Source organism: Streptomyces sp. NPDC001315 (assembly GCF_042896175.1).
Classification (GTDB): domain Bacteria; phylum Actinomycetota; class Actinomycetes; order Streptomycetales; family Streptomycetaceae; genus Streptomyces.
This window is the reverse complement of the sequence record NZ_JBIAWZ010000005.1, coordinates 167,490-186,521: the sequence shown is the minus strand read 5'-3', so window position 1 is coordinate 186,521 and position 19,032 is coordinate 167,490. Positions and strand designations below refer to the sequence as shown.

Here is a 19,032-nt window from a genome sequence, read left to right as displayed (position 1 = left end):
GCGGGCCGCGCACGGTCCGGGCTCGTGCCAGGCCCGCACAGGCTGAGCATCTCGAAGACGAAAGTTTCCACTTGTGAGTGAGACAAGCCATGACGGCGGAGTCGCGGTGAGCGCGGCCCCGTCGCCCGACGAGGGCCTCACGGCGGCGCGGCTCGCCGCGAAGTACGGGCTGGCCGTGAGCGGTGCCCGGCCTTCGCTCGGGGAGTACGTCCGCCAGATCTGGGGACGCCGGCACTTCATCCTCGCCTTCTCGCAGGCGAAGCTGACCGCCCAGTACAGCCAGGCCAAGCTCGGCCAGCTCTGGCAGGTGGCCACACCGCTGCTGAACGCGGCCGTGTACTACTTCATCTTCGGTCTGATCCTCAAGGCCAGCCGGGGCCTGCCGACGGACGTGTACATCCCGTTCCTGGTCACGGGCGTGTTCGTGTTCACCTTCACGCAGAGCTCGGTGATGGCGGGCGTGCGCGCGATCTCCGGCAACCTCGGCCTGGTCCGCGCCCTGCACTTCCCGCGCGCCTCGCTGCCGGTCTCCTTCGCCCTCCAACAGCTCCAGCAGCTGCTGTACTCGATGGTCGTGCTGTTCATCGTGGCCGTCGGCTTCGGCAGTTACCCGAGCCTGTCCTGGCTGCTGATCGTGCCGGTCCTCGCGCTGCAGTTCCTTTTCAACACCGGCCTCGCCCTGATCATGGCCCGGGCCGGCGCCAAGACCCCGGACCTGGCGCAGCTCATGCCGTTCGTGATGCGGACGTGGATGTACGCGTCCGGCGTGATGTTCTCCATCCCGGTCATGCTCGCCGACAAGCCGCAGTGGGTCGCCACCGTCCTGCAGTGGAACCCGGCGGCGATCTTCATGGATCTGATGCGCTTCGCCCTGATCGACGGCTACGGTTCCGAGAACCTCCCCGACCACGTCTGGGCGGCCGCGGGCGGCTGGGCGGCGCTGTTCGCCGTCGGCGGTTTCATCTACTTCTGGCAGGCGGAGGAGAGGTACGGCCGTGGCTGAGCAGTACGACGGCGACCGGGTCCCGACGGTCATCGCGGACGACGTCCACATCGTCTACCGCGTCAACGGCGCCAAGACCGGCAAGGGAAGCGCCACCGCCGCCCTCAGCCGCATCGTCAAACGCGGTGAGGAGCGGGGCGTACGCAAGGTGCACGCCGTGCGGGGTGTCTCCTTCGTCGCCTACCGGGGCGAGGCCATCGGCCTCATCGGCTCCAACGGCTCCGGCAAGTCCACCCTGCTGCGGGCCATCGCCGGCCTGCTGCCGCCCGAGAGGGGCAGGGTGTACACCGACGGCCAGCCCTCGCTGCTCGGCGTCAACGCGGCCCTGATGAACGACCTCACGGGTGAGCGGAACGTCATCTTGGGTGGGCTCGCCATGGGCATGTCCCGCGAGGAGATCAAGGAGCGCTACCAGGGGATCGTCGACTTCTCCGGCATCAACGAGAAGGGCGACTTCATCACCCTGCCGATGCGCACCTACTCCTCCGGTATGGCGGCCCGCCTGCGCTTCTCCATCGCCGCCGCCAAGGACCACGACGTCCTGATGATCGACGAGGCGCTGGCCACCGGCGACCGCAAGTTCCAGGTCCGCTCCGAGGAGCGCATCCGGGAGCTGCGCAAGGAGGCCGGCACGGTGTTTCTGGTCAGTCACAGCAACAAGTCCATCCGTGACACCTGCAACCGCGTGTTGTGGCTGGAACGCGGCGAGCTCCGCATGGACGGACCGACCGACGAGGTCCTCAAGGAGTACGAGAAGTTCACGGGCAAGTAGCCCGAATCGCCCGGGGCCCCGCAGGAACTGTTCCGGCGGGGCCCCGCGTCTGCAAAGGAAACGTCAACTCCGGCTCGGCTTAGGAATCTTGACGCCAATCGGTGTGTTGTTGTGATCTGCGGGAGACCCCCCGGAACCTCCCCGCGTTGTACAACGTAAGCTGTACAGGTCCCGAAACACGGCAAGTGGGGCGATAATGCGCGACACCCTTTCTCAGGGCAGCCGCGCGGACGGCCGGGCGGCGTGTCCGAAATAGTGTGCATTGGGTCGGCGGTGTAGAACGGGAGATGTGACGGCAATGGCTACGGAAACTCCCCAGCTCAGCGCAGCATGTGCCGTCCCCGCCCAGGGCAGCCCGCGGTGACGGGAACCGACACGGCCCACGCCGGTGATCCGGAGCGCGGCACGCTCGACAAGGCCGCGGGGGAGAACTTCCCGGTGGCCCCCTTCTTCCTCCCCAGGGCCTGGCGCACCGACCTCATGGCCGTCTACGGCTTCGCCCGCCTCGTCGACGACATCGGCGACGGCGACCTGGCCCCCGGCGGCGCGGACGCCCGCCTGCTCGGCGTGTCGCCCGCGGCGGCCGAGGACCGGCTCGTCCTGCTGGACGCCTTCGAGGCCGACCTCCACCGGGTGTTCGGCGGGACCCCGCGCCACCCCCTGCTGCGCCGTCTGCAGCCGACCGTCCGCCGCCGCTCGATGACCCCCGAGCCGTTTCTCGGCCTGATCGCCGCCAACCGCCAGGACCAGCTCGTCCAGCGGTACGAGACCTACGACGACCTCCTGGCGTACTGCGAGCTGTCCGCCAACCCCGTCGGCCGCCTCGTCCTCGCCGTCACCGGCACCTCGACCCCCGAGCGGATCCGCCTCTCCGACGCGATCTGCACGGCGCTCCAGATCGTCGAACACCTTCAGGACGTGGCCGAGGACCTCGGCCGCGACCGCATCTACCTGCCCGCCGCGGACATGAAGCGCTTTCATGTCCAGGAAGCGGATCTCGCCACGGCCACCGCGGGCGCATCGGTGCGCGCACTGGTTGCGTACGAAGCGCAACGCGCCCGTGAACTCCTGAATGAAGGCGCCCCTCTCGTGGGTAGCGTCCACGGCAGATTGAAGCTGCTGCTCGCGGGGTTCGTGGCGGGGGGAAGGGCGGCGATCCACGCGATCGCCGCCGCCGAATACGACGTACTTCCCGGCCCGCCCAAGCCCGGCAAGCTCCAGTTGCTGCGCGAGGTGGGCGTGACTCTGCGAGGAGAGGGGTGATCCGGACCGTGGAGTCGGAACAACACGTGTCCGCACCGGTACTCGCCGCCTACAGCTACTGCGAGGCCGTGACCGGACAGCAGGCCCGTAACTTCGCGTACGGCATCAGGCTGCTGCCCACGCCCAAGCGCCGTGCGATGTCGGCGCTGTACGCGTTCTCGCGCCGTGTCGACGACATCGGCGACGGCGCGCTGGCCGACGACGTCAAGGTCGCCAGGCTCGAGGACACCAGGGCGCTGCTGACCCGGATCCGTGAGGGCGGGGTCGACGAGGACGACACCGACCCGGTCGCCGTCGCCCTCACGCACGCCGCCGAGGTCTTCCCGATCCCGCTGAGCGGCCTGGACGAGCTGATCGACGGCGTACAGATGGACGTACGCGGTGAGACCTACGAGACCTGGGACGACCTGAAGGTCTACTGCCGGTGCGTGGCCGGCGCCATCGGACGACTCTCGCTCGGGGTCTTCGGTACCGAACAGGGGGCGCGCGGTGCCGAGCGCGCCTCGGAGTATGCCGACACGCTCGGTCTCGCGCTCCAGCTCACCAACATCCTCAGAGACGTCCGCGAGGACGCCGAGGGCGGCCGCACCTATCTGCCCGCCGACGACCTCGCGAAATTCGGCTGCTCGGCCGGGTTCGCCGGGCCGACACCACCGGAGGGCTCCGACTTCGCGGGCCTCGTGCACTTCGAAGTGCGACGGGCCCGCGCCCTTTTCGCCGAGGGCTACCGGCTGCTCCCCATGCTCGACCGGCGCAGCGGCGCCTGTGTCGCCGCCATGGCCGGCATCTACCGGCGGCTGCTCGACCGTATCGAGCGCGAGCCGGAGGCCGTGCTGCGCGGCCGGGTCTCGCTGCCCGGACGGGAGAAGGCCTACGTCGCCGTGCGCGGCCTGTCCGGCCTCGACGCCCGGCATGTGTCCCGACGAGCCGTCAGGAGGCGCACCTGATGGACAACGTGGGCCAAAGTGATTCCACCGGAGAAATGCGGCACGCAACCCTCCGGTCGGGGGCGGCGTCCCTGACTGCGACGGCCTGCCGCGCACGGCTGGAGCGGCACGGCGGGTCCGCAGGGGAGGGTGCACGATGAGCGACGCACAGCGGCCCGGCCTGCCCGCGGACACCACGGGAGCGGCCAGGCGGGACGCCGTCGTGGTCGGCGGCGGGCTGGCCGGCATCACCACCGCGCTCGCGCTCGCCGACGCCGGCGTGCGCGTCACCCTGGTCGAGGGCCGGCCCAGACTCGGTGGCCTGGCCTTCTCCTTCCAGCGCGGCGACCTGACCGTCGACAACGGGCAGCACGTGTACCTGCGCTGCTGCACCGCATACCGCTGGTTCCTCGACCGCATCGAGGGGACGGCGCTGGCGCCGCTGCAGGATCGTCTCGACGTGCCCGTGGTCGACGTGGACCGGCCCGCGGGCCGACGCCTGGGCAGACTGCGCCGCGACGCGTTGCCGGTGCCTCTGCATCTTGGGCGCAGCCTGGCGACGTATCCGCATCTCTCGCTCGCCGAGCGGGCCAAGGTGGGACGTGCCGCGCTCGCGCTCAAGGGGCTCGACCTCGCCGACCCGGCCCTGGACACCCAGAACTTCGGCAGCTGGTTGGCCGCGCACGGTCAGTCGGCGCGTGCCGTCGAGGCACTGTGGGACCTGGTGGGGGTCGCCACCCTCAACGCGGTGGCCGGGGACGCATCCCTCGGACTCGCCGCGATGGTGTTCAAGACCGGTCTGCTGTCCGACCCGGGCGCGGCCGACATCGGCTGGGCGCATGTCCCGCTGGGCGAACTGCATGACCGCCTGGCCCGCAAGGCGCTCGACTCCGCGGGCGTCCGTACCGAGGTCCGTACACGCGTCACCTCCATCTCTGAAAACGGAAACGGGCGGTGGAGCGTTCAGGTTCCCGGCGAAACGCTGGAAGCCGACGCGGTCGTGCTCGCCGTACCGCAGCGCGAGACGTACGACCTGCTGCCGGACGGCGCCCTCGAGGCCCCCGGACAACTGCTGGAGATCGGCACCGCGCCGATCCTCAACATCCATGTCCTGTACGACCGCAAGGTGCTCGACAAGCCCTTCTTCGCGGCCCTCGGCACCCCGGTGCAGTGGGTCTTCGACCGTACGGCGGCCTCCGGGCTGCGCGAGGGCCAGTACCTCGCCCTCTCCCAGTCGGCCGCGCGGGACGAGATCGACGAGCCCGTCGCCGCCCTGCGCGAGCGCTACCTGCCCGAACTGGAGCGGCTGCTGCCCGGCACCCGGGGAGCGGAAGTGCGGGACTTCTTCGTGACCCGGGAGCGCACGGCGACGTTCGCCCCCACCCCCGGCGTCGGGCGGCTGCGTCCCGGCGCCCGCACCAAAGCCCCCGGCCTCTACTTGGCCGGCGCGTGGACCGCCACAGGGTGGCCCGCGACCATGGAGAGTGCGGTCCGCAGCGGTGTGAGCGCGGCGGACGCCGCGCTGAGCGCCCTGGGCCGGCCCCGCCCCCACCACCTCTTCGCTTTCGAGGAGGCAGCCTGATGCTCGATCAGCACGGCCCGGCAGGCCCCCGCACCCCTGGCACCGCAACAAGAGGAGAAACTGTGCCCACTGTGCCCCCGGCCTCGACGGCTGCCGACGCGGTGGACGTGACCGCGCTCCTGGAGCGCGGCCGGACCCTGGCCACACCGGTGCTGCGAGCGGCCGTCGACCGCCTGGCACCTCCCATGGACACCGTTTCCGCCTACCACTTCGGCTGGATCGACGCCGAGGGCAACCCCACGTCCGGCGACGGCGGCAAGGCCGTACGCCCCGCGCTCGCCGTGCTCTCCGCCGAGGTCACCGGAGCCGCGCCCGAGGTCGGCGTCCCCGGTGCGGTCGCCGTCGAACTGGTCCACAACTTCTCGCTCCTGCACGACGACCTGATGGACGGCGACGAACAGCGCCGCCACCGCGACACCGTCTGGAAGCTGCACGGCCCCGCCCAGGCGATCCTCGTCGGCGACGCCCTGTTCGCCCTCGCCAACGAGGTCCTGCTGGAGCTCGGCACCGTCGAGGCCGGCCGGGCCACCCGCCGTCTCACCACCGCCACCCGCGCCCTGATCGACGGTCAGGCGCAGGACATCTCCTACGAGCACCGCGATCGCGTCAGCGTCGAGGAGTGCCTGGAGATGGAGGGCAACAAGACCGGCGCCCTGCTGGCCTGCGCCAGCTCCATCGGTGCCGTGCTCGGCGGCGCGGACGACCGCACCGCCGACACCCTGGAGAAGTACGGCTACCACCTCGGCCTGGCCTTCCAGGCCGTCGACGACCTCCTCGGCATCTGGGGCGACCCGGAGGCCACCGGCAAGCAGACCTGGAGCGACCTGCGCCAGCGCAAGAAGTCACTGCCGGTCGTGGCCGCGCTCGCGGCGGGCGGTACCGCCTCCGAACGGCTCGGCGAGATCCTCGCCGCCGACGCCAAGAGCAGCGACTTCGCGAACTTCTCCGAGGAGGAGTTCGCGGCCCGCGCCGCCCTCATCGAGGAGGCGGGCGGCCGCGAGTGGACCGCCCAGGAGGCGCGTCGGCAGCACACCATCGCCATCGAAGCCCTGAACGCCATCGACATGCCCGAGCAGGTTCGGGCCCGGTTCACGGCGCTCGCCGACTTCGTCGTCGTACGAAAGAGATGATCATTATCGGTCGAACAGCCCTCGCGTAGTCGCCGGCCGGTGGTGCGAGCAGTCGCACACCGGCCGACGGCGGACCCACAGCAGCACGACTCGAACGACTGCACGAAGGGGAAGCCATGACAGCGACGACCGACGGAAGCACCGGGGCTCTCCCGCCCCGCGCTGCCGCGGCCACCGAAACCGACATCACCACCTCCGAGGCGGCCGGGGTACAAGAAGCCGCCGTACGCGCGGTGCAGCGCGCCACCGACTTCCTGCTCTCCCGGCAGGACGCGGAAGGCTGGTGGAAGGGCGACCTCGAGACGAACGTCACGATGGACGCCGAGGACCTGCTGCTGCGCCAGTTCCTGGGCATCGGCGACGAGGTGACGACCCGGGCGGCCGGACTCTTCATCCGCGGCGAGCAGCGCGAGGACGGCACCTGGGCCTCCTTCTACGGCGGCCCGGGCGAACTCTCCACCACCATCGAGGCGTACGTCGCCCTTCGCCTGGCCGGCGACGCCCCGGACGAACCGCACATGGCGAGGGCGTCGGCCTGGATCCGCGAGCAGGGCGGCATCGCCGCCGCCCGGGTCTTCACCCGGATCTGGCTGGCCCTGTTCGGCTGGTGGAAGTGGGAGGACCTGCCCGAACTCCCGCCGGAACTCATCTACTTCCCCAAGTGGATGCCGCTCAACATCTACGACTTCGGGTGCTGGGCCCGGCAGACCATCGTCCCCCTGACGATCGTCTCCGCGAAGCGCCCGGTGCGCCCCGCGCCCTTCCCGCTCGACGAGCTGCACACCGACCCCGCCCACCCCAACCCGCCCAAGCCCCTGGCGCCGGTGGCGAGTTGGGACGGCGCCTTCCAGCGGCTCGACAAGGCCCTGCACGCGCTGCGCAAGGTCGCGCCGCGCAGGCTGCGCAGGGCGGCCGTGAACGCGTCGGCCCGCTGGATCATCGAGCGGCAGGAGAACGACGGCTGCTGGGGCGGCATCCAGCCGCCGGCCGTGTACTCGGTCATCGCGCTGTACCTGCTCGGCTACGACCTCGAACACCCCGTGATGCGCGCGGGCCTTCAGTCGCTGGACCGCTTCGCCGTCTGGCGCGAGGACGGCGCCCGGATGATCGAGGCCTGCCAGTCGCCGGTGTGGGACACCTGCCTGGCGGCCATCGCCCTCGCCGACGCGGGGCTCCCCGCCGACCACCCGCAACTCGTCAAGGCCGCCGACTGGATGCTCGGCGAGCAGATCGTGCGGCCCGGTGACTGGTCGGTCAAGCGGCCCGGACTCCCGCCGGGCGGTTGGGCGTTCGAGTTCCACAACGACAACTACCCCGACATCGACGACACCGCCGAGGTCGTCCTCGCGCTGCGCCGCATCAGGCACCACGACCCCGAGCGCGTCGAGAAGGCGATCGGGCGCGGAGTGCGCTGGAACCTCGGCATGCAGTCGAAGAACGGGGCGTGGGGGGCCTTCGACGTCGACAACACCAGCCCGTTCCCCAACCGGCTGCCGTTCTGCGACTTCGGCGAGGTCATCGACCCGCCGTCCGCCGACGTCACCGCGCACGTCGTCGAGATGCTCGCGTTCGAGGGCATGGCCCACGACCCGCGCACCCGGCGCGGCATCCAGTGGCTGCTGGCCGAACAGGAGCCGGACGGCTCGTGGTTCGGACGCTGGGGCGTCAACTACGTCTACGGCACCGGCTCCGTGGTGCCCGCCCTGACCGCCGCCGGCCTCCCCGCCTCGCACCCGGCGATCCGGCGGGCCGTGGTCTGGCTGGAGTCGGTCCAGAACGACGACGGCGGCTGGGGCGAGGACCTGCGCTCCTACCAGGACAGCAAGGAGTGGAGCGGCAAGGGCGCCTCCACCGCCTCGCAGACCGCGTGGGCGCTGCTCGCGCTGCTCGCGGCGGGGGAGCGCAACTCCAAGGCCGTGGAGCGCGCCGTCGAGTGGCTCGCGACCACCCAGCGGGCGGACGGTTCCTGGGACGAGCCGTACTTCACCGGCACCGGCTTCCCCTGGGACTTCTCCATCAACTACCACCTCTACCGGCAGGTCTTCCCGCTCACCGCGCTCGGCCGGTACGTGCACGGGGAGCCCTTCTCCGGGGCCGAGGGGGGCTGATGAGCGCCAAGCCCGCCCCGGCCCCGCTGCTGATCGCCTGCGCGCTCGGCATCGAGCACCTCGCCCTGCGCATGAGTGACCGCAGCGTGGGCGGGCCGGTCACCGTCCTGCGTACGGGCATGGGGCCCCGGGCGGCCGAACGCTCGGTCGCCCGGGTCCTGGCCGACCCGTCGCTCGCCGAGGCCGCCGTGCTGGCCACCGGCTTCTGCGCGGGGCTCGCCCCGGGGATGCACCCCGGTGACCTGGTGGTCGCCGAGGAGACCCGGGACCCGCGCGGAAACGTCCCGTGTGTCGGGACCGACCTGCTCGTCAAGGAACTCGTGCGTACCCTGCCCGGGCGTACCGTCCACGTCGGGCCCCTCATCGGGTCCGACCACGTCGTGCGCGGACCGGAGCGGGCCGATCTGCTCGCGACCGGCGCGATCGCGGTCGACATGGAGTCGGCCGCCACGCTCCTGAGCGCCGTGCGGGTGGGAGAGCGCCCGGTTGCGGCCGTACGGGTGGTCGTGGACGCTCCTGAACATGAACTCGTCCGGATCGGCACGGTGCGCGGTGGAATATCAGCTTTCCGCGTCCTTCGTTCCGTACTTCCCGCTTTCTTTGAATGGCACCGTTCTTCGCTGCTCCCCCGGAGGTGAGCCAGATGGCCATGCCGCTGCGTCAGTCCATCAAGGTAGCTACATACTTGGCTGAACAAAAGCTCCGTAAGCGGGACAAATTTCCCCTCATCGTGGAGTTGGAACCGCTCTTCGCGTGCAACCTGAAGTGCGAGGGCTGCGGCAAGATCCAGCACCCGGCCGGCGTGCTCAAGCAGCGCATGCCGGTCGCTCAGGCCGTCGGGGCGGTGCTCGAATCGGGTGCGCCCATGGTGTCCATCGCCGGTGGCGAGCCTCTCATGCACCCTCAGATCGACGAGATCGTGCGCCAGTTGGTGGCCAAGAGGAAGTACGTCTTTCTCTGCACCAACGCCATGCTGCTGCGCAAGAAGATGGACAAGTTCAAGCCCTCTCCCTACTTCGCCTTCGCCGTGCACATCGACGGGCTGCGTGAGCGGCACGACGAGTCCGTTGCGAAGGAGGGCGTGTTCGACGAGGCCGTGGAGGCCATCAAGGAGGCCAAGCGGCGCGGCTTCCGGGTGACCACCAACTCGACCTTCTTCAACACCGACACTCCGCAGACCATCATCGAGGTGCTCAACTTCCTCAACGACGACCTGAAGGTCGACGAGATGATGATCTCGCCCGCCTACGCCTACGAGAAGGCGCCCGACCAGGAGCACTTCCTGGGCGTGGAGCAGACCCGCGAGCTGTTCAAGAAGGCCTTCGCGGGCGGCAACCGCAGGCGTTGGCGGCTCAACCACTCCCCGCTCTTCCTGGACTTCCTGGAGGGCAAGGTCGACTTCCCGTGCACCGCGTGGGCGATCCCGAACTACTCGCTGTTCGGCTGGCAGCGTCCCTGCTACCTGATGAGCGACGGGTACGTGCCGACGTACCGCGAGCTGATCGAGGACACCGACTGGGACAAGTACGGCCGCGGCAAGGACCCGCGCTGCGCCAACTGCATGGCGCACTGCGGCTACGAGCCCACCGCCGTCCTCGCCACCATGGGGTCACTGAAGGAGTCGCTGCGCGCCATGCGCGAGACGGTCGCCGGAAACCGGGAGTGACGTCATGACGGCCGTCTCCTTGGGCGTTCCCGAGGTACCGGCCCGGCCGATCGCCGAGCGGCGTCTGTCGCGGCGGATCCAGGTCGGGCCGGTGGCCGTCGGGGGCGGGGCCCCTGTGTCGGTGCAGTCGATGACGACGACGCGTACGTCGGACATCGGCGCCACCCTGCAGCAGATCGCGGAACTCACCGCGTCCGGCTGCCAGATCGTCCGGGTCGCCTGCCCTACGCAGGACGACGCGGACGCGCTCGCGACCATCGCCCGCAAGTCGCAGATCCCGGTGATCGCGGACATCCACTTCCAGCCGAAGTACGTCTTCGCGGCGATCGAGGCCGGGTGCGCGGCGGTGCGGGTGAACCCCGGCAACATCAAGCAGTTCGACGACAAGGTGAAGGAGATCGCCAAGGCGGCGAAGGACCACGGCACCCCGATCCGTATCGGGGTCAACGCGGGTTCGCTGGACCGGCGCCTGCTCCAGAAGTACGGCAGGGCGACCCCCGAGGCTCTGGTGGAGTCGGCGCTGTGGGAGGCGTCGCTCTTCGAGGAGCACGACTTCCGGGACATCAAGATCTCCGTCAAGCACAACGACCCGGTCGTGATGGTCGAGGCGTACCGGCAGCTGGCGGCGCAGTGCGACTATCCGCTGCACCTGGGCGTGACGGAGGCGGGCCCGGCCTTCCAGGGCACGATCAAGTCGGCGGTCGCCTTCGGCGCGCTGTTGTCGCAGGGCGTGGGCGACACGATCAGGGTGTCGCTGAGCGCCCCGCCGGTCGAGGAGGTCAAGGTCGGCATCCAGATCCTGGAGTCCCTGGGCCTGCGGCAGCGGCGGCTGGAGATCGTCTCCTGCCCGTCCTGCGGCCGAGCCCAGGTCGACGTCTACAAGCTGGCCGACGAGGTCACCGCGGGCCTCGAGGGCATGGAGGTTCCGTTGCGCGTCGCGGTCATGGGGTGCGTGGTGAACGGCCCCGGCGAGGCGCGGGAAGCGGATCTGGGGGTCGCCTCCGGCAACGGCAAGGGCCAGATCTTCGTCAAGGGCGAGGTCATCAAGACCGTCCCCGAGTCGAAGATCGTGGAGACCCTCATCGAGGAGGCGATGAAGATCGCCGAGCAGATGGAGCAGGACGGCGTCGCGGCGGGGGAGCCGGCCGTCACCGTGAGCTGAACAGCCGGACCGAAGGGGGCCCGAGCGTGACGATTCTGGAGAGCATCCGGGGACCACGCGACCTTAAGGCGCTGTCCGAGGCGGAACTCGGTGAACTGTCCGAAGAGATAAGGGAGTTCCTGGTGCACGCGGTCGCCAGGACCGGCGGACACCTCGGGCCCAACCTGGGGGTGGTGGAACTGTCCATCGCGCTCCACCGGGTCTTCGAGTCACCCGTGGACCGCATCGTCTGGGACACCGGCCATCAGAGCTACGTACACAAGATGCTGACAGGACGTCAGGACTTCTCCAAGCTGCGCAGCAAGGGCGGACTGTCCGGCTATCCCTCGCGCGAGGAGTCCGAGCACGACATCGTCGAGAACAGCCACGCCTCCACCGCGCTCGGCTGGGCGGACGGCCTCGCCAAGGCCCGCCAGGTGCAGGGGGAGAAGGGGCATGTCGTCGCGGTCATCGGCGACGGCGCGCTCACCGGCGGCATGGCCTGGGAGGCGCTGAACAACATCGCTGCCGCCAGGGACCGGCCGCTGATCATCGTCGTCAACGACAACGAACGGTCCTACGCCCCGACCATAGGTGGCCTCGCCAACCACCTGGCGACCCTGCGCACGACCGACGGCTACGAGAAGGCCCTGGCCTGGGGGAAGGACGTACTGCTGCGGACCCCGGTGGTCGGGCACACGCTCTACGAGTCGCTGCACGGCGCGAAGAAGGGATTCAAGGACGCGTTCGCGCCGCAGGGCATGTTCGAGGACCTGGGGCTGAAGTACGTCGGACCGATCGACGGGCACGACCTCAAGGCCGTCGAGTCCGCGCTGCGCCGCGCCAAGCGCTTCCACGGGCCGGTCCTCGTCCACTGCCTCACCGAGAAGGGACGTGGCTACGAACCCGCCCTCGCCCACGAGGAGGACCACTTCCACACCGTCGGCGTGATGGACCCGCTCACCTGCGAGCCGCTCACGCCGTCCGGCGGGCCGTCCTGGACCTCGGTGTTCGGCGACGAGATCGTCAGGATCGGCGAGGAGCGGGACGACGTCGTGGCGATCACCGCGGCCATGCTGCACCCGGTGGGCCTCGGCAAGTTCGCCGCACGCTTCCCGGACCGGGTGTGGGACGTCGGCATCGCCGAGCAGCACGCGGCCGTCTCGGCGGCCGGCCTGGCGACCGGCGGGCTGCACCCCGTGGTCGCCGTCTACGCCACCTTCCTCAACCGTGCCTTCGACCAGCTGCTGATGGATGTGGCGCTGCACCGCTGCGGGGTCACCTTCGTCCTGGACCGGGCCGGCGTCACCGGCGTCGACGGCGCCTCGCACAACGGCATGTGGGACATGTCCGTCCTCCAGGTCGTCCCGGGCCTCAGGATCGCCGCGCCGCGCGACGCCGACCAGTTGCGCGCCCAGCTGCGCGAGGCCGTCGCCGTGGACGACGCGCCGACACTGGTCCGCTTCCCGAAGGAGTCGGTGGGGCCGCAGATTCCGGCGATCGGTCATGTGGGCGGTATCGACGTCCTGCACCGCGGCCCGGAGACGCCCGAGGTGCTGCTGGTGGCCGTCGGTGTCATGGCGCCGGTCTGCCTCCAGGCCGCCGAGCTGCTCGAAGCCCGCGGCATCGGCTGCACCGTGGTCGACCCCCGCTGGGTCAAGCCCGTCGACCCGGCGCTCCCGGGCCTCGCCGCCGAACACCGTCTGGTGGCCGTCGTCGAGGACAACAGCCGTGCGGCCGGGGTGGGCGCCGCGGTCGCGCTGGCGCTGGGCGACGCCGACGTGGACGTACCGGTACGACGGTTCGGCATCCCGGAGCAGTTCCTCGCGCACGCCAAGCGCGGCGAGGTGCTCGCCGACATCGGCCTCACGCCGGTCGAGGTCGCCGGACGGATCAGCGCAAGCCTGGCAGTCAAGGAGAAACCCGAATGACCGAGGAGTTCGACCTCGCCGCGCTGCTGGCCGAGCGCGGAGCCGAGCGCTACGAGCTGCACACCAAGCACCTCAACCACCAGCTCCCGCGCATGCTGCACACCATCGGCTTCGACAAGGTCTACGTGCGGGCCGAGGGCGCGTACTTCTGGGACGCGGACGGTGACGACTACCTGGACATGCTCGCCGGGTTCGGGGTGATGGGCCTCGGGCGCCACCACCCCGTCGTCCGCAAGGCGCTGCACGACGTCCTCGACGCCGGCCTCGCCGACCTCACCCGCTTCGACTGCCAGCCGCTGCCCGGGCTGCTGGCCGAGAAGCTGCTCGCGCACAGCCCGCACCTGGACCGGGTGTTCTTCGGCAACAGCGGAACGGAGGCGGTCGAGACCGCGCTGAAGTTCGCCCGGTACGCCACCGGCAGGCCGCGGATCCTGTACTGCGACCACGCCTTCCACGGGCTGACCACCGGCTCGCTGTCCGTGAACGGCGAGTCCGGCTTCCGGGACGGCTTCTCGCCCCTGCTGCCCGACACGGCGGTTCCGCTGGGCGATCTCGACGCCCTGGCCCGGGAGCTGAAGAAGGGGGACGTGGCGGCCCTCGTCGTCGAGCCGATCCAGGGCAAGGGCGTGCACGAGGCCCCGCCCGGCTATCTGCGCGCCGCCCAGGAGCTGCTGCACCGGCACAAGGCGCTGCTCATCGCCGACGAGGTGCAGACGGGTCTGGGCCGGACCGGCGACTTCTACGCCTACCAGCACGAGGACGGCGTCGAGCCGGACCTGGTGTGCGTGGCCAAGGCGCTCTCCGGCGGCTATGTGCCGGTGGGCGCCACGCTCGGCAAGGACTGGATCTTCAAGAAGGTCTACTCGTCGATGGACCGGGTGCTGGTCCACTCGGCGAGCTTCGGATCCAACGCCCAGGCGATGGCCGCCGGGCTCGCCGTGCTGGCGGTCATGGAGAACGAGCAGATCGTCGCGAACGCCCGAGCCACCGGGGAGCAGCTGAGGTCCCGGCTCGCCGCGCTGACCGACAAGTACGAGCTGCTCGCCGACGTCCGCGGCCGGGGCCTGATGATCGGCATCGAGTTCGGCAAGCCGAAGTCGCTGAAGCTGCGCAGCCGCTGGACCATGCTCCAGGCCGCGCGCAAGGGGCTGTTCGCGCAGATGGTGGTCGTCCCGCTGCTCCAACGGCACCGGATCCTCACCCAGGTCTCCGGGGACCATCTGGAGGTGATCAAGCTGATCCCGCCGCTGGTCATCGGCGAGCGGGAGGTGGACCGGTTCGTCGACGCCTTCACCGAGGTGATGGACGACGCCCACAGCGGGGGCGGTCTGATGTGGGACTTCAGCAAGACGCTGATCAAGCAGGCGGTCGCCAACCGTTAGGCTTCCAAAGCCGTGCTTTGCCTCTGAGGCAATAAATTTGCCGGAGAGGCAAAGCTGGGGCTCAATGGAGTGCATGAACTCCTCCGAAGCCGGGCCCGGGCCGGTGACCGGGCCCACCGCAGAGCCGATGCCCGGGCCGGCCGAGACCCTGCCCGCCGTCGCGCCTCAGCTGCGCGACCTGCGCCGCCGGGCCGCCCTGACTCTGGAGGCCGCGGCCCGCGCCGCCGGGCTGTCGCCCGCCCATCTCTCCCGTCTGGAGACCGGGCAGCGCCAGCCCTCGCTGCCGATGCTGCTCGCGCTCGCCCGTATCTACGGTACGACCGTCTCGGAACTGCTCGGTGAGACGGTCCCCGACCGGGACGCCGTGCTGCGCGCCGGTGACATGGAGCCGACCGCGGCGGGCGGCTGGACGTACTGGCAGGCCGGTTCGCCCGGGCGCGGAATGCAGGCACTGCGCGTGCACGTCCCGTACGGCTCTCAGGGCGACATCGTGCGCGTGCACCCCGGCGAGGAGTGGCTGTACGTCCTCACCGGGCGGTTGCGGCTGCGCCTGGGCGACGCCACGCACCTGCTGGGGCCGGGCGACAGTGCGCACTTCGACTCGCTGACCCCGCACCGCATCGCCGCACAGGAGCCCGACGGGGTCGAGCTCCTGTTCGTCCACACCCTGCTGCAGAGCCCGACGGCCACCCTGTGCCTCGGCCCCACCATTGGAGAGACGCCATGAGCGACATGGAGGAGAAGTTCCCCCGCACCCTCTGGATCCGGCTGATCATCTACATCGCCGTGGGGCATGTCCTCGCGGCCTTCATCTGGCTGCTCTTCGAGGTCGGCGCCAACCAGTAGGCAGCCCATCGGCAGGACCCGGCGGTGCGCGGCGCGGCAGGCAGGAGACAGCGGTGCGGTGACGCGACAGGCCTCAGTCGAGCAGCCGGTCGCGCAGCCGCTCCCGGGTCTGCGGTGTCAGCCGGAGTCCCTGCTCCAGGTAGGCGTCGACGCCGCCCCACGTCTCCTCGATGGTCTCGACGGCCGCCGTCAGGTACTCCGCCCGCGCGTCGAACAGGGGGCTGAGCAGCTCCATGACCTCGGGGGAGTAGCCCGCCGAGGACGAGTCGCTGCGGCGCACCTTGTAGCGGCGGTGCTTGGCGTTGGACTCCAGATAGTCGGCGAGGATCGCCTCGCGCTCCACGCCCACGGCGAGCAGCGTCACGGCTATGGACAGGCCGGCGCGGTCCTTGCCCGCCGCGCAGTGCATCAGGGCGGGAACGCTGTCCTCGGCCAGCGAGTGCAGCACCCGGGAGTGCTCGTCCGTGCGCTCCTTGACGATCGTGCGGTAGGACGTGATCATCCGGTGCGCGGCCTTGCCCTCGCCGAGGATCGCGCGCAGTTGGTCGATCTCGCCGTCGCGGACCATCTTCCAGAACTCGGAGCCGTCGGCCGGGTCCGACAGCGGCAGGTTCACATTGCGCACGCCGGGGAGCTCGACGTCCGGGCCCTCCAGCTTCTGGTCCGCCGCGTTGCGGAAGTCGAAGACGGTGTGCAACCCCAGAGAGGACAGGAACGCCGCGTCCTCGTCGGTCGCGTGCGCGAGGTGGCCGCTGCGGAACAGCACACCGTGCCGCACCCGCCGCCCGTCGACGGTCGGCAGTCCGCCCACGTCACGGAAGTTGCGCACTCCGGCCAGCTCGGGTTCGGTCGACGGGACCTGCTGCGTCAAGGGGGGCTCCTCCCGCTCGCCCCCGCCGACGCGGCTCGGCGGGTGGCCGACGGGGATCCGCTGTCGACCATACGACATGGATTCCTGGGGCAACGAGTTGTCCACAGGGCGAAGTGGAGACGGCATGCCGACGCAACGAGTTGTCCACAGGAATTGCCCGGAAGGCCCCGGGCCCTTGATGATGTTGGGGCTTGCCAAGTCCTGTTCGCGCTTGTTCGCATCTGTTCGAAACTGTGAGGCCTCATGCTGGAGATCGCGGAAAACGGCCGTACGTGGCTGCTGTCGGGGCCGCTGAGCAGCTACGCCGTCCACCTCACCGGGGACGACGAGCTCCTGCACCTGCACTGGGGCCCCAGAATCGCGCTCGCCGACGCGGAGTCCCTCGCGACCCGCCCGTTGCCGGACCTCTCGTCCTTCGAGTCCCCGCTCGACGGACGTGAGGAGTACCCGGTCGAGGGCGGCCCCCGTTTCGTCCGGCCCGCCCTGTCCGTGCGTACCGACGAGCGGCGGGGCACCGAGTGGGGCTTCGAGGCGTACGAGACCGAGGGGGACGAGCTGAGGCTGCGGTTCCGTGACGCGGGGGCGGCCGTCACGCTGCACTACCGGATGCGTGACGACGTGGTCGAGCGCTGGGTGACCGTGGACAACCAGGGCCCCGCCCCCCTGGAGCTGCTGCGCGCCGACTCCGCCACCTGGACCCTGCCCGACCGCGACGGCTGGCGCCTGTCCCAGCTGCACGGCCGCTGGGCCGCCGAGTCCCGGCTGACGCAGTCGTACCTCACCTACGGTGAGAAGGTCATCGGCAGCCGTCGCGGCCACACCGGACACCAGCACCTGCCGTGGGTCGCCCTCGACACCGACGCCACCGAGGAGCGCGGCGAGGTCTACGGCTGCGCGCTCGGCTGGTCGGGGACCTGGCGGATCGCCGTGGCGCAACTCCCGGACGCGCGCGTGCAGATCACCGGCGGCGCGGGGTACGACGACTCGGGCCTGCTGCGGCTGGCGGCGGGGGAGTCCTTCACCACGCCCGTGTTCGCAGGCCTGTGGAGCGACGGCGGCTTCGGCGGTGCCAGCCGCGCCTGGCACGCCTACCAGCGGACGTACGTCATCCCTGGGGCCGACCGGGACCGGCCCGTGCTCTTCAACTCCTGGGAGGCCACGCAGTTCGACATCTCCGAGGAGCAGCAGCGGGCCCTCGCGCGGCGGGCCGCGGAGATCGGTGTCGAGCTGTTCGTGGTCGACGACGGCTGGTTCGGCGCACGCACCAGCGACCGGGCCGGGCTCGGCGACTGGACGCCCAACCCCGACCGCTTCCCGGCCGGCCTCAAGCCCCTCGCCGACGACGTGCACGCCCTCGGCATGCAGTTCGGCATCTGGGTCGAGCCCGAGATGGTCAATCCGGACAGTGACCTGTACCGGGCGCACCCTGACTGGGTGCAGTACCAGCCGGGACGAAAGCGGACGGAGCTCCGCAATCAGCTCGTGCTGAACCTCGCGCGCGAGGACGTCCAGGAGTACCTCTGGGAGCGGCTCGACACGCTGTTGACCAGCGCCCCGATCGACTACGTGAAGTGGGACTTCAACCGCTCCTTCACCGATGCCGGCTGGCCCGGTGAGGCGTATCCGCAGCGCCTGTGGGTCGACCACGTGCGTGCCTTGTACGCCCTGTTGGACCGGCTCCGGGCGGCCCACCCCGGCGTCGCCTTCGAGTCCTGCTCGGGCGGTGGCGGCCGGATCGACCTCGGGGTCATGAGCCGTACGGACCAGGTGTGGACCTCCGACAACACCGACCCGCTCGACCGGCTCTCCATCCAGCACGGTTTCAGTCAGGTCCACCCCGCGCGGGTCATGGCCGCCTGGGTCACCGACAGCCCCAACGTCCAGCTCAACGGCCGGGTGAGCTCGCTGCGGTTCCGGTTCGTGAGCGCCATGGCCGGGGTGCTCGGCGTCGGCGGAGACCTCACCCGGTGGACCGAGGAGGAACTCGCCGAGGCGCGCGACTGGGTCGGCCTCTACAAGGAGATCCGGCCGCTGGTGCAGCGCGGCGACCTCTACCGGCTGCGGCCCCCGCAGGGCGGACTGAGCGCCGTGCAGTACGTCCATGGGGGCGAGACCGTCGTCCTCGCCTGCCTCCAGGCGCAGCGGTACGGCGAGCCCGTGCCGGCGCTGCGGCTGCGCGGCCTCGACCCGGCAGCATCGTATGAATGCCTCGAAACGGGCGAAGTTCACCGCGGTGCGGTACTGCTGCATCACGGGTTGCGTACACGGTTGCGCGGTGACCTCGATGCGACAGTTATCCGCCTGCGTCGCGTCTGAGTCGTATGCCCGAATTGCAGCCTTCGTTCGAACTCGCTCTGGAATGAAGGAAGCTGAAGGGGGCGCGTGAGGAGCGTCGTACCGGTGACCGTGTG

17 protein-coding genes are annotated in these 19,032 nt (G+C 70.4%); 16 read left to right on the top strand and 1 reads right to left on the bottom strand.

The window, feature by feature from the left end:
* Positions 1–73 precede the first annotated feature (73 nt).
* The 15 genes from ACFY16_RS16930 to ACFY16_RS16860 all read left to right on the top strand — a co-directional run bounded on the left by ACFY16_RS16930 (position 74) and on the right by ACFY16_RS16860 (position 15,750).
* Entirely contained in the window at positions 74–1,003 is a 930-nt protein-coding gene (locus tag ACFY16_RS16930) for an ABC transporter permease (RefSeq protein WP_390647893.1), read from the top strand.
* On the top strand, positions 996–1,775 hold the full coding sequence (locus ACFY16_RS16925) for an ABC transporter ATP-binding protein (protein WP_390647892.1): 780 nt from the start codon (positions 996–998) through the stop codon (positions 1,773–1,775). The genes ACFY16_RS16930 and ACFY16_RS16925 overlap by 8 nt, the downstream gene beginning before the upstream one ends.
* Before the next feature lie 360 nt (positions 1,776–2,135).
* A complete protein-coding gene (gene hpnC / locus ACFY16_RS16920; RefSeq protein WP_390647891.1) occupies positions 2,136–3,038 on the top strand; it encodes a squalene synthase HpnC in 903 nt (300 codons plus the stop codon).
* The gene (gene hpnD, locus ACFY16_RS16915) at positions 3,035–3,985 is read left to right on the top strand and encodes a presqualene diphosphate synthase HpnD (RefSeq protein ID WP_390647890.1); all 951 of its coding nucleotides are present in this window, start codon (positions 3,035–3,037) and stop codon (positions 3,983–3,985) included. The genes hpnC and hpnD overlap by 4 nt, the downstream gene beginning before the upstream one ends.
* The gene (locus ACFY16_RS16910; RefSeq protein ID WP_390647889.1) at positions 3,985–4,125 is read left to right on the top strand and encodes a DUF6380 family protein; all 141 of its coding nucleotides are present in this window, start codon (positions 3,985–3,987) and stop codon (positions 4,123–4,125) included. The genes hpnD and ACFY16_RS16910 overlap by 1 nt, the downstream gene beginning before the upstream one ends.
* Positions 4,122–5,546 carry a hydroxysqualene dehydroxylase HpnE gene (gene hpnE, locus ACFY16_RS16905; RefSeq protein WP_390647888.1) on the top strand — a complete coding sequence of 475 codons (1,425 nt, stop codon included), beginning with the start codon at positions 4,122–4,124 and terminating at the stop codon, positions 5,544–5,546. The genes ACFY16_RS16910 and hpnE overlap by 4 nt, the downstream gene beginning before the upstream one ends.
* Positions 5,546–6,676, top strand: a complete 1,131-nt coding sequence (locus ACFY16_RS16900) for a polyprenyl synthetase family protein (protein ID WP_390647887.1) — start codon at positions 5,546–5,548, stop codon at positions 6,674–6,676. The genes hpnE and ACFY16_RS16900 overlap by 1 nt, the downstream gene beginning before the upstream one ends.
* Positions 6,677–6,792: 116 nt before the next feature.
* Positions 6,793–8,784, top strand: a complete 1,992-nt coding sequence (gene shc / locus ACFY16_RS16895; protein ID WP_390647886.1) for a squalene--hopene cyclase — start codon at positions 6,793–6,795, stop codon at positions 8,782–8,784.
* Positions 8,784–9,422 carry a 1-hydroxy-2-methyl-2-butenyl 4-diphosphate reductase gene (locus ACFY16_RS16890; RefSeq protein ID WP_390647885.1) on the top strand — a complete coding sequence of 213 codons (639 nt, stop codon included), beginning with the start codon at positions 8,784–8,786 and terminating at the stop codon, positions 9,420–9,422. Before shc ends, ACFY16_RS16890 begins: the two co-directional genes overlap by 1 nt.
* Positions 9,423–9,427: 5 nt before the next feature.
* Positions 9,428–10,450: an adenosyl-hopene transferase HpnH gene (gene hpnH, locus ACFY16_RS16885; protein WP_390647884.1), complete on the top strand. Its 1,023-nt coding sequence runs from the start codon at positions 9,428–9,430 to the stop codon at positions 10,448–10,450.
* A gap of 4 nt (positions 10,451–10,454) precedes the next feature.
* A complete protein-coding gene (ispG, locus tag ACFY16_RS16880; RefSeq protein ID WP_390647883.1) occupies positions 10,455–11,612 on the top strand; it encodes a flavodoxin-dependent (E)-4-hydroxy-3-methylbut-2-enyl-diphosphate synthase in 1,158 nt (385 codons plus the stop codon).
* 26 nt (positions 11,613–11,638) lie between these two features.
* Positions 11,639–13,522, top strand: a complete 1,884-nt coding sequence (gene dxs / locus ACFY16_RS16875) for a 1-deoxy-D-xylulose-5-phosphate synthase (protein WP_390647882.1) — start codon at positions 11,639–11,641, stop codon at positions 13,520–13,522.
* Positions 13,519–14,904 (top strand): aspartate aminotransferase family protein, encoded by a 1,386-nt coding sequence (locus ACFY16_RS16870; protein ID WP_390647881.1) that lies wholly within the window; start codon positions 13,519–13,521, stop codon positions 14,902–14,904. Before dxs ends, ACFY16_RS16870 begins: the two co-directional genes overlap by 4 nt.
* 73 nt (positions 14,905–14,977) lie before the next feature.
* Positions 14,978–15,631 carry a helix-turn-helix domain-containing protein gene (locus ACFY16_RS16865; protein WP_390647880.1) on the top strand — a complete coding sequence of 218 codons (654 nt, stop codon included), beginning with the start codon at positions 14,978–14,980 and terminating at the stop codon, positions 15,629–15,631.
* On the top strand, positions 15,628–15,750 hold the full coding sequence (locus tag ACFY16_RS16860) for a DUF6126 family protein (protein WP_390647879.1): 123 nt from the start codon (positions 15,628–15,630) through the stop codon (positions 15,748–15,750). Before ACFY16_RS16865 ends, ACFY16_RS16860 begins: the two co-directional genes overlap by 4 nt.
* 73 nt (positions 15,751–15,823) lie before the next feature.
* Here the strand turns inward: ACFY16_RS16860 and ACFY16_RS16855 are convergent, their stop codons facing one another.
* The gene (locus ACFY16_RS16855) at positions 15,824–16,621 is read right to left on the bottom strand and encodes a tyrosine-protein phosphatase (protein ID WP_390647878.1); all 798 of its coding nucleotides are present in this window, start codon (positions 16,619–16,621) and stop codon (positions 15,824–15,826) included.
* A 243-nt stretch (positions 16,622–16,864) separates the two neighbouring features.
* Here ACFY16_RS16855 and ACFY16_RS16850 point away from each other — a divergent pair, with 243 nt between their 5' ends.
* Positions 16,865–18,937 (top strand): alpha-galactosidase, encoded by a 2,073-nt coding sequence (locus tag ACFY16_RS16850; protein WP_390647877.1) that lies wholly within the window; start codon positions 16,865–16,867, stop codon positions 18,935–18,937.
* Positions 18,938–19,032 lie beyond the last annotated feature (95 nt).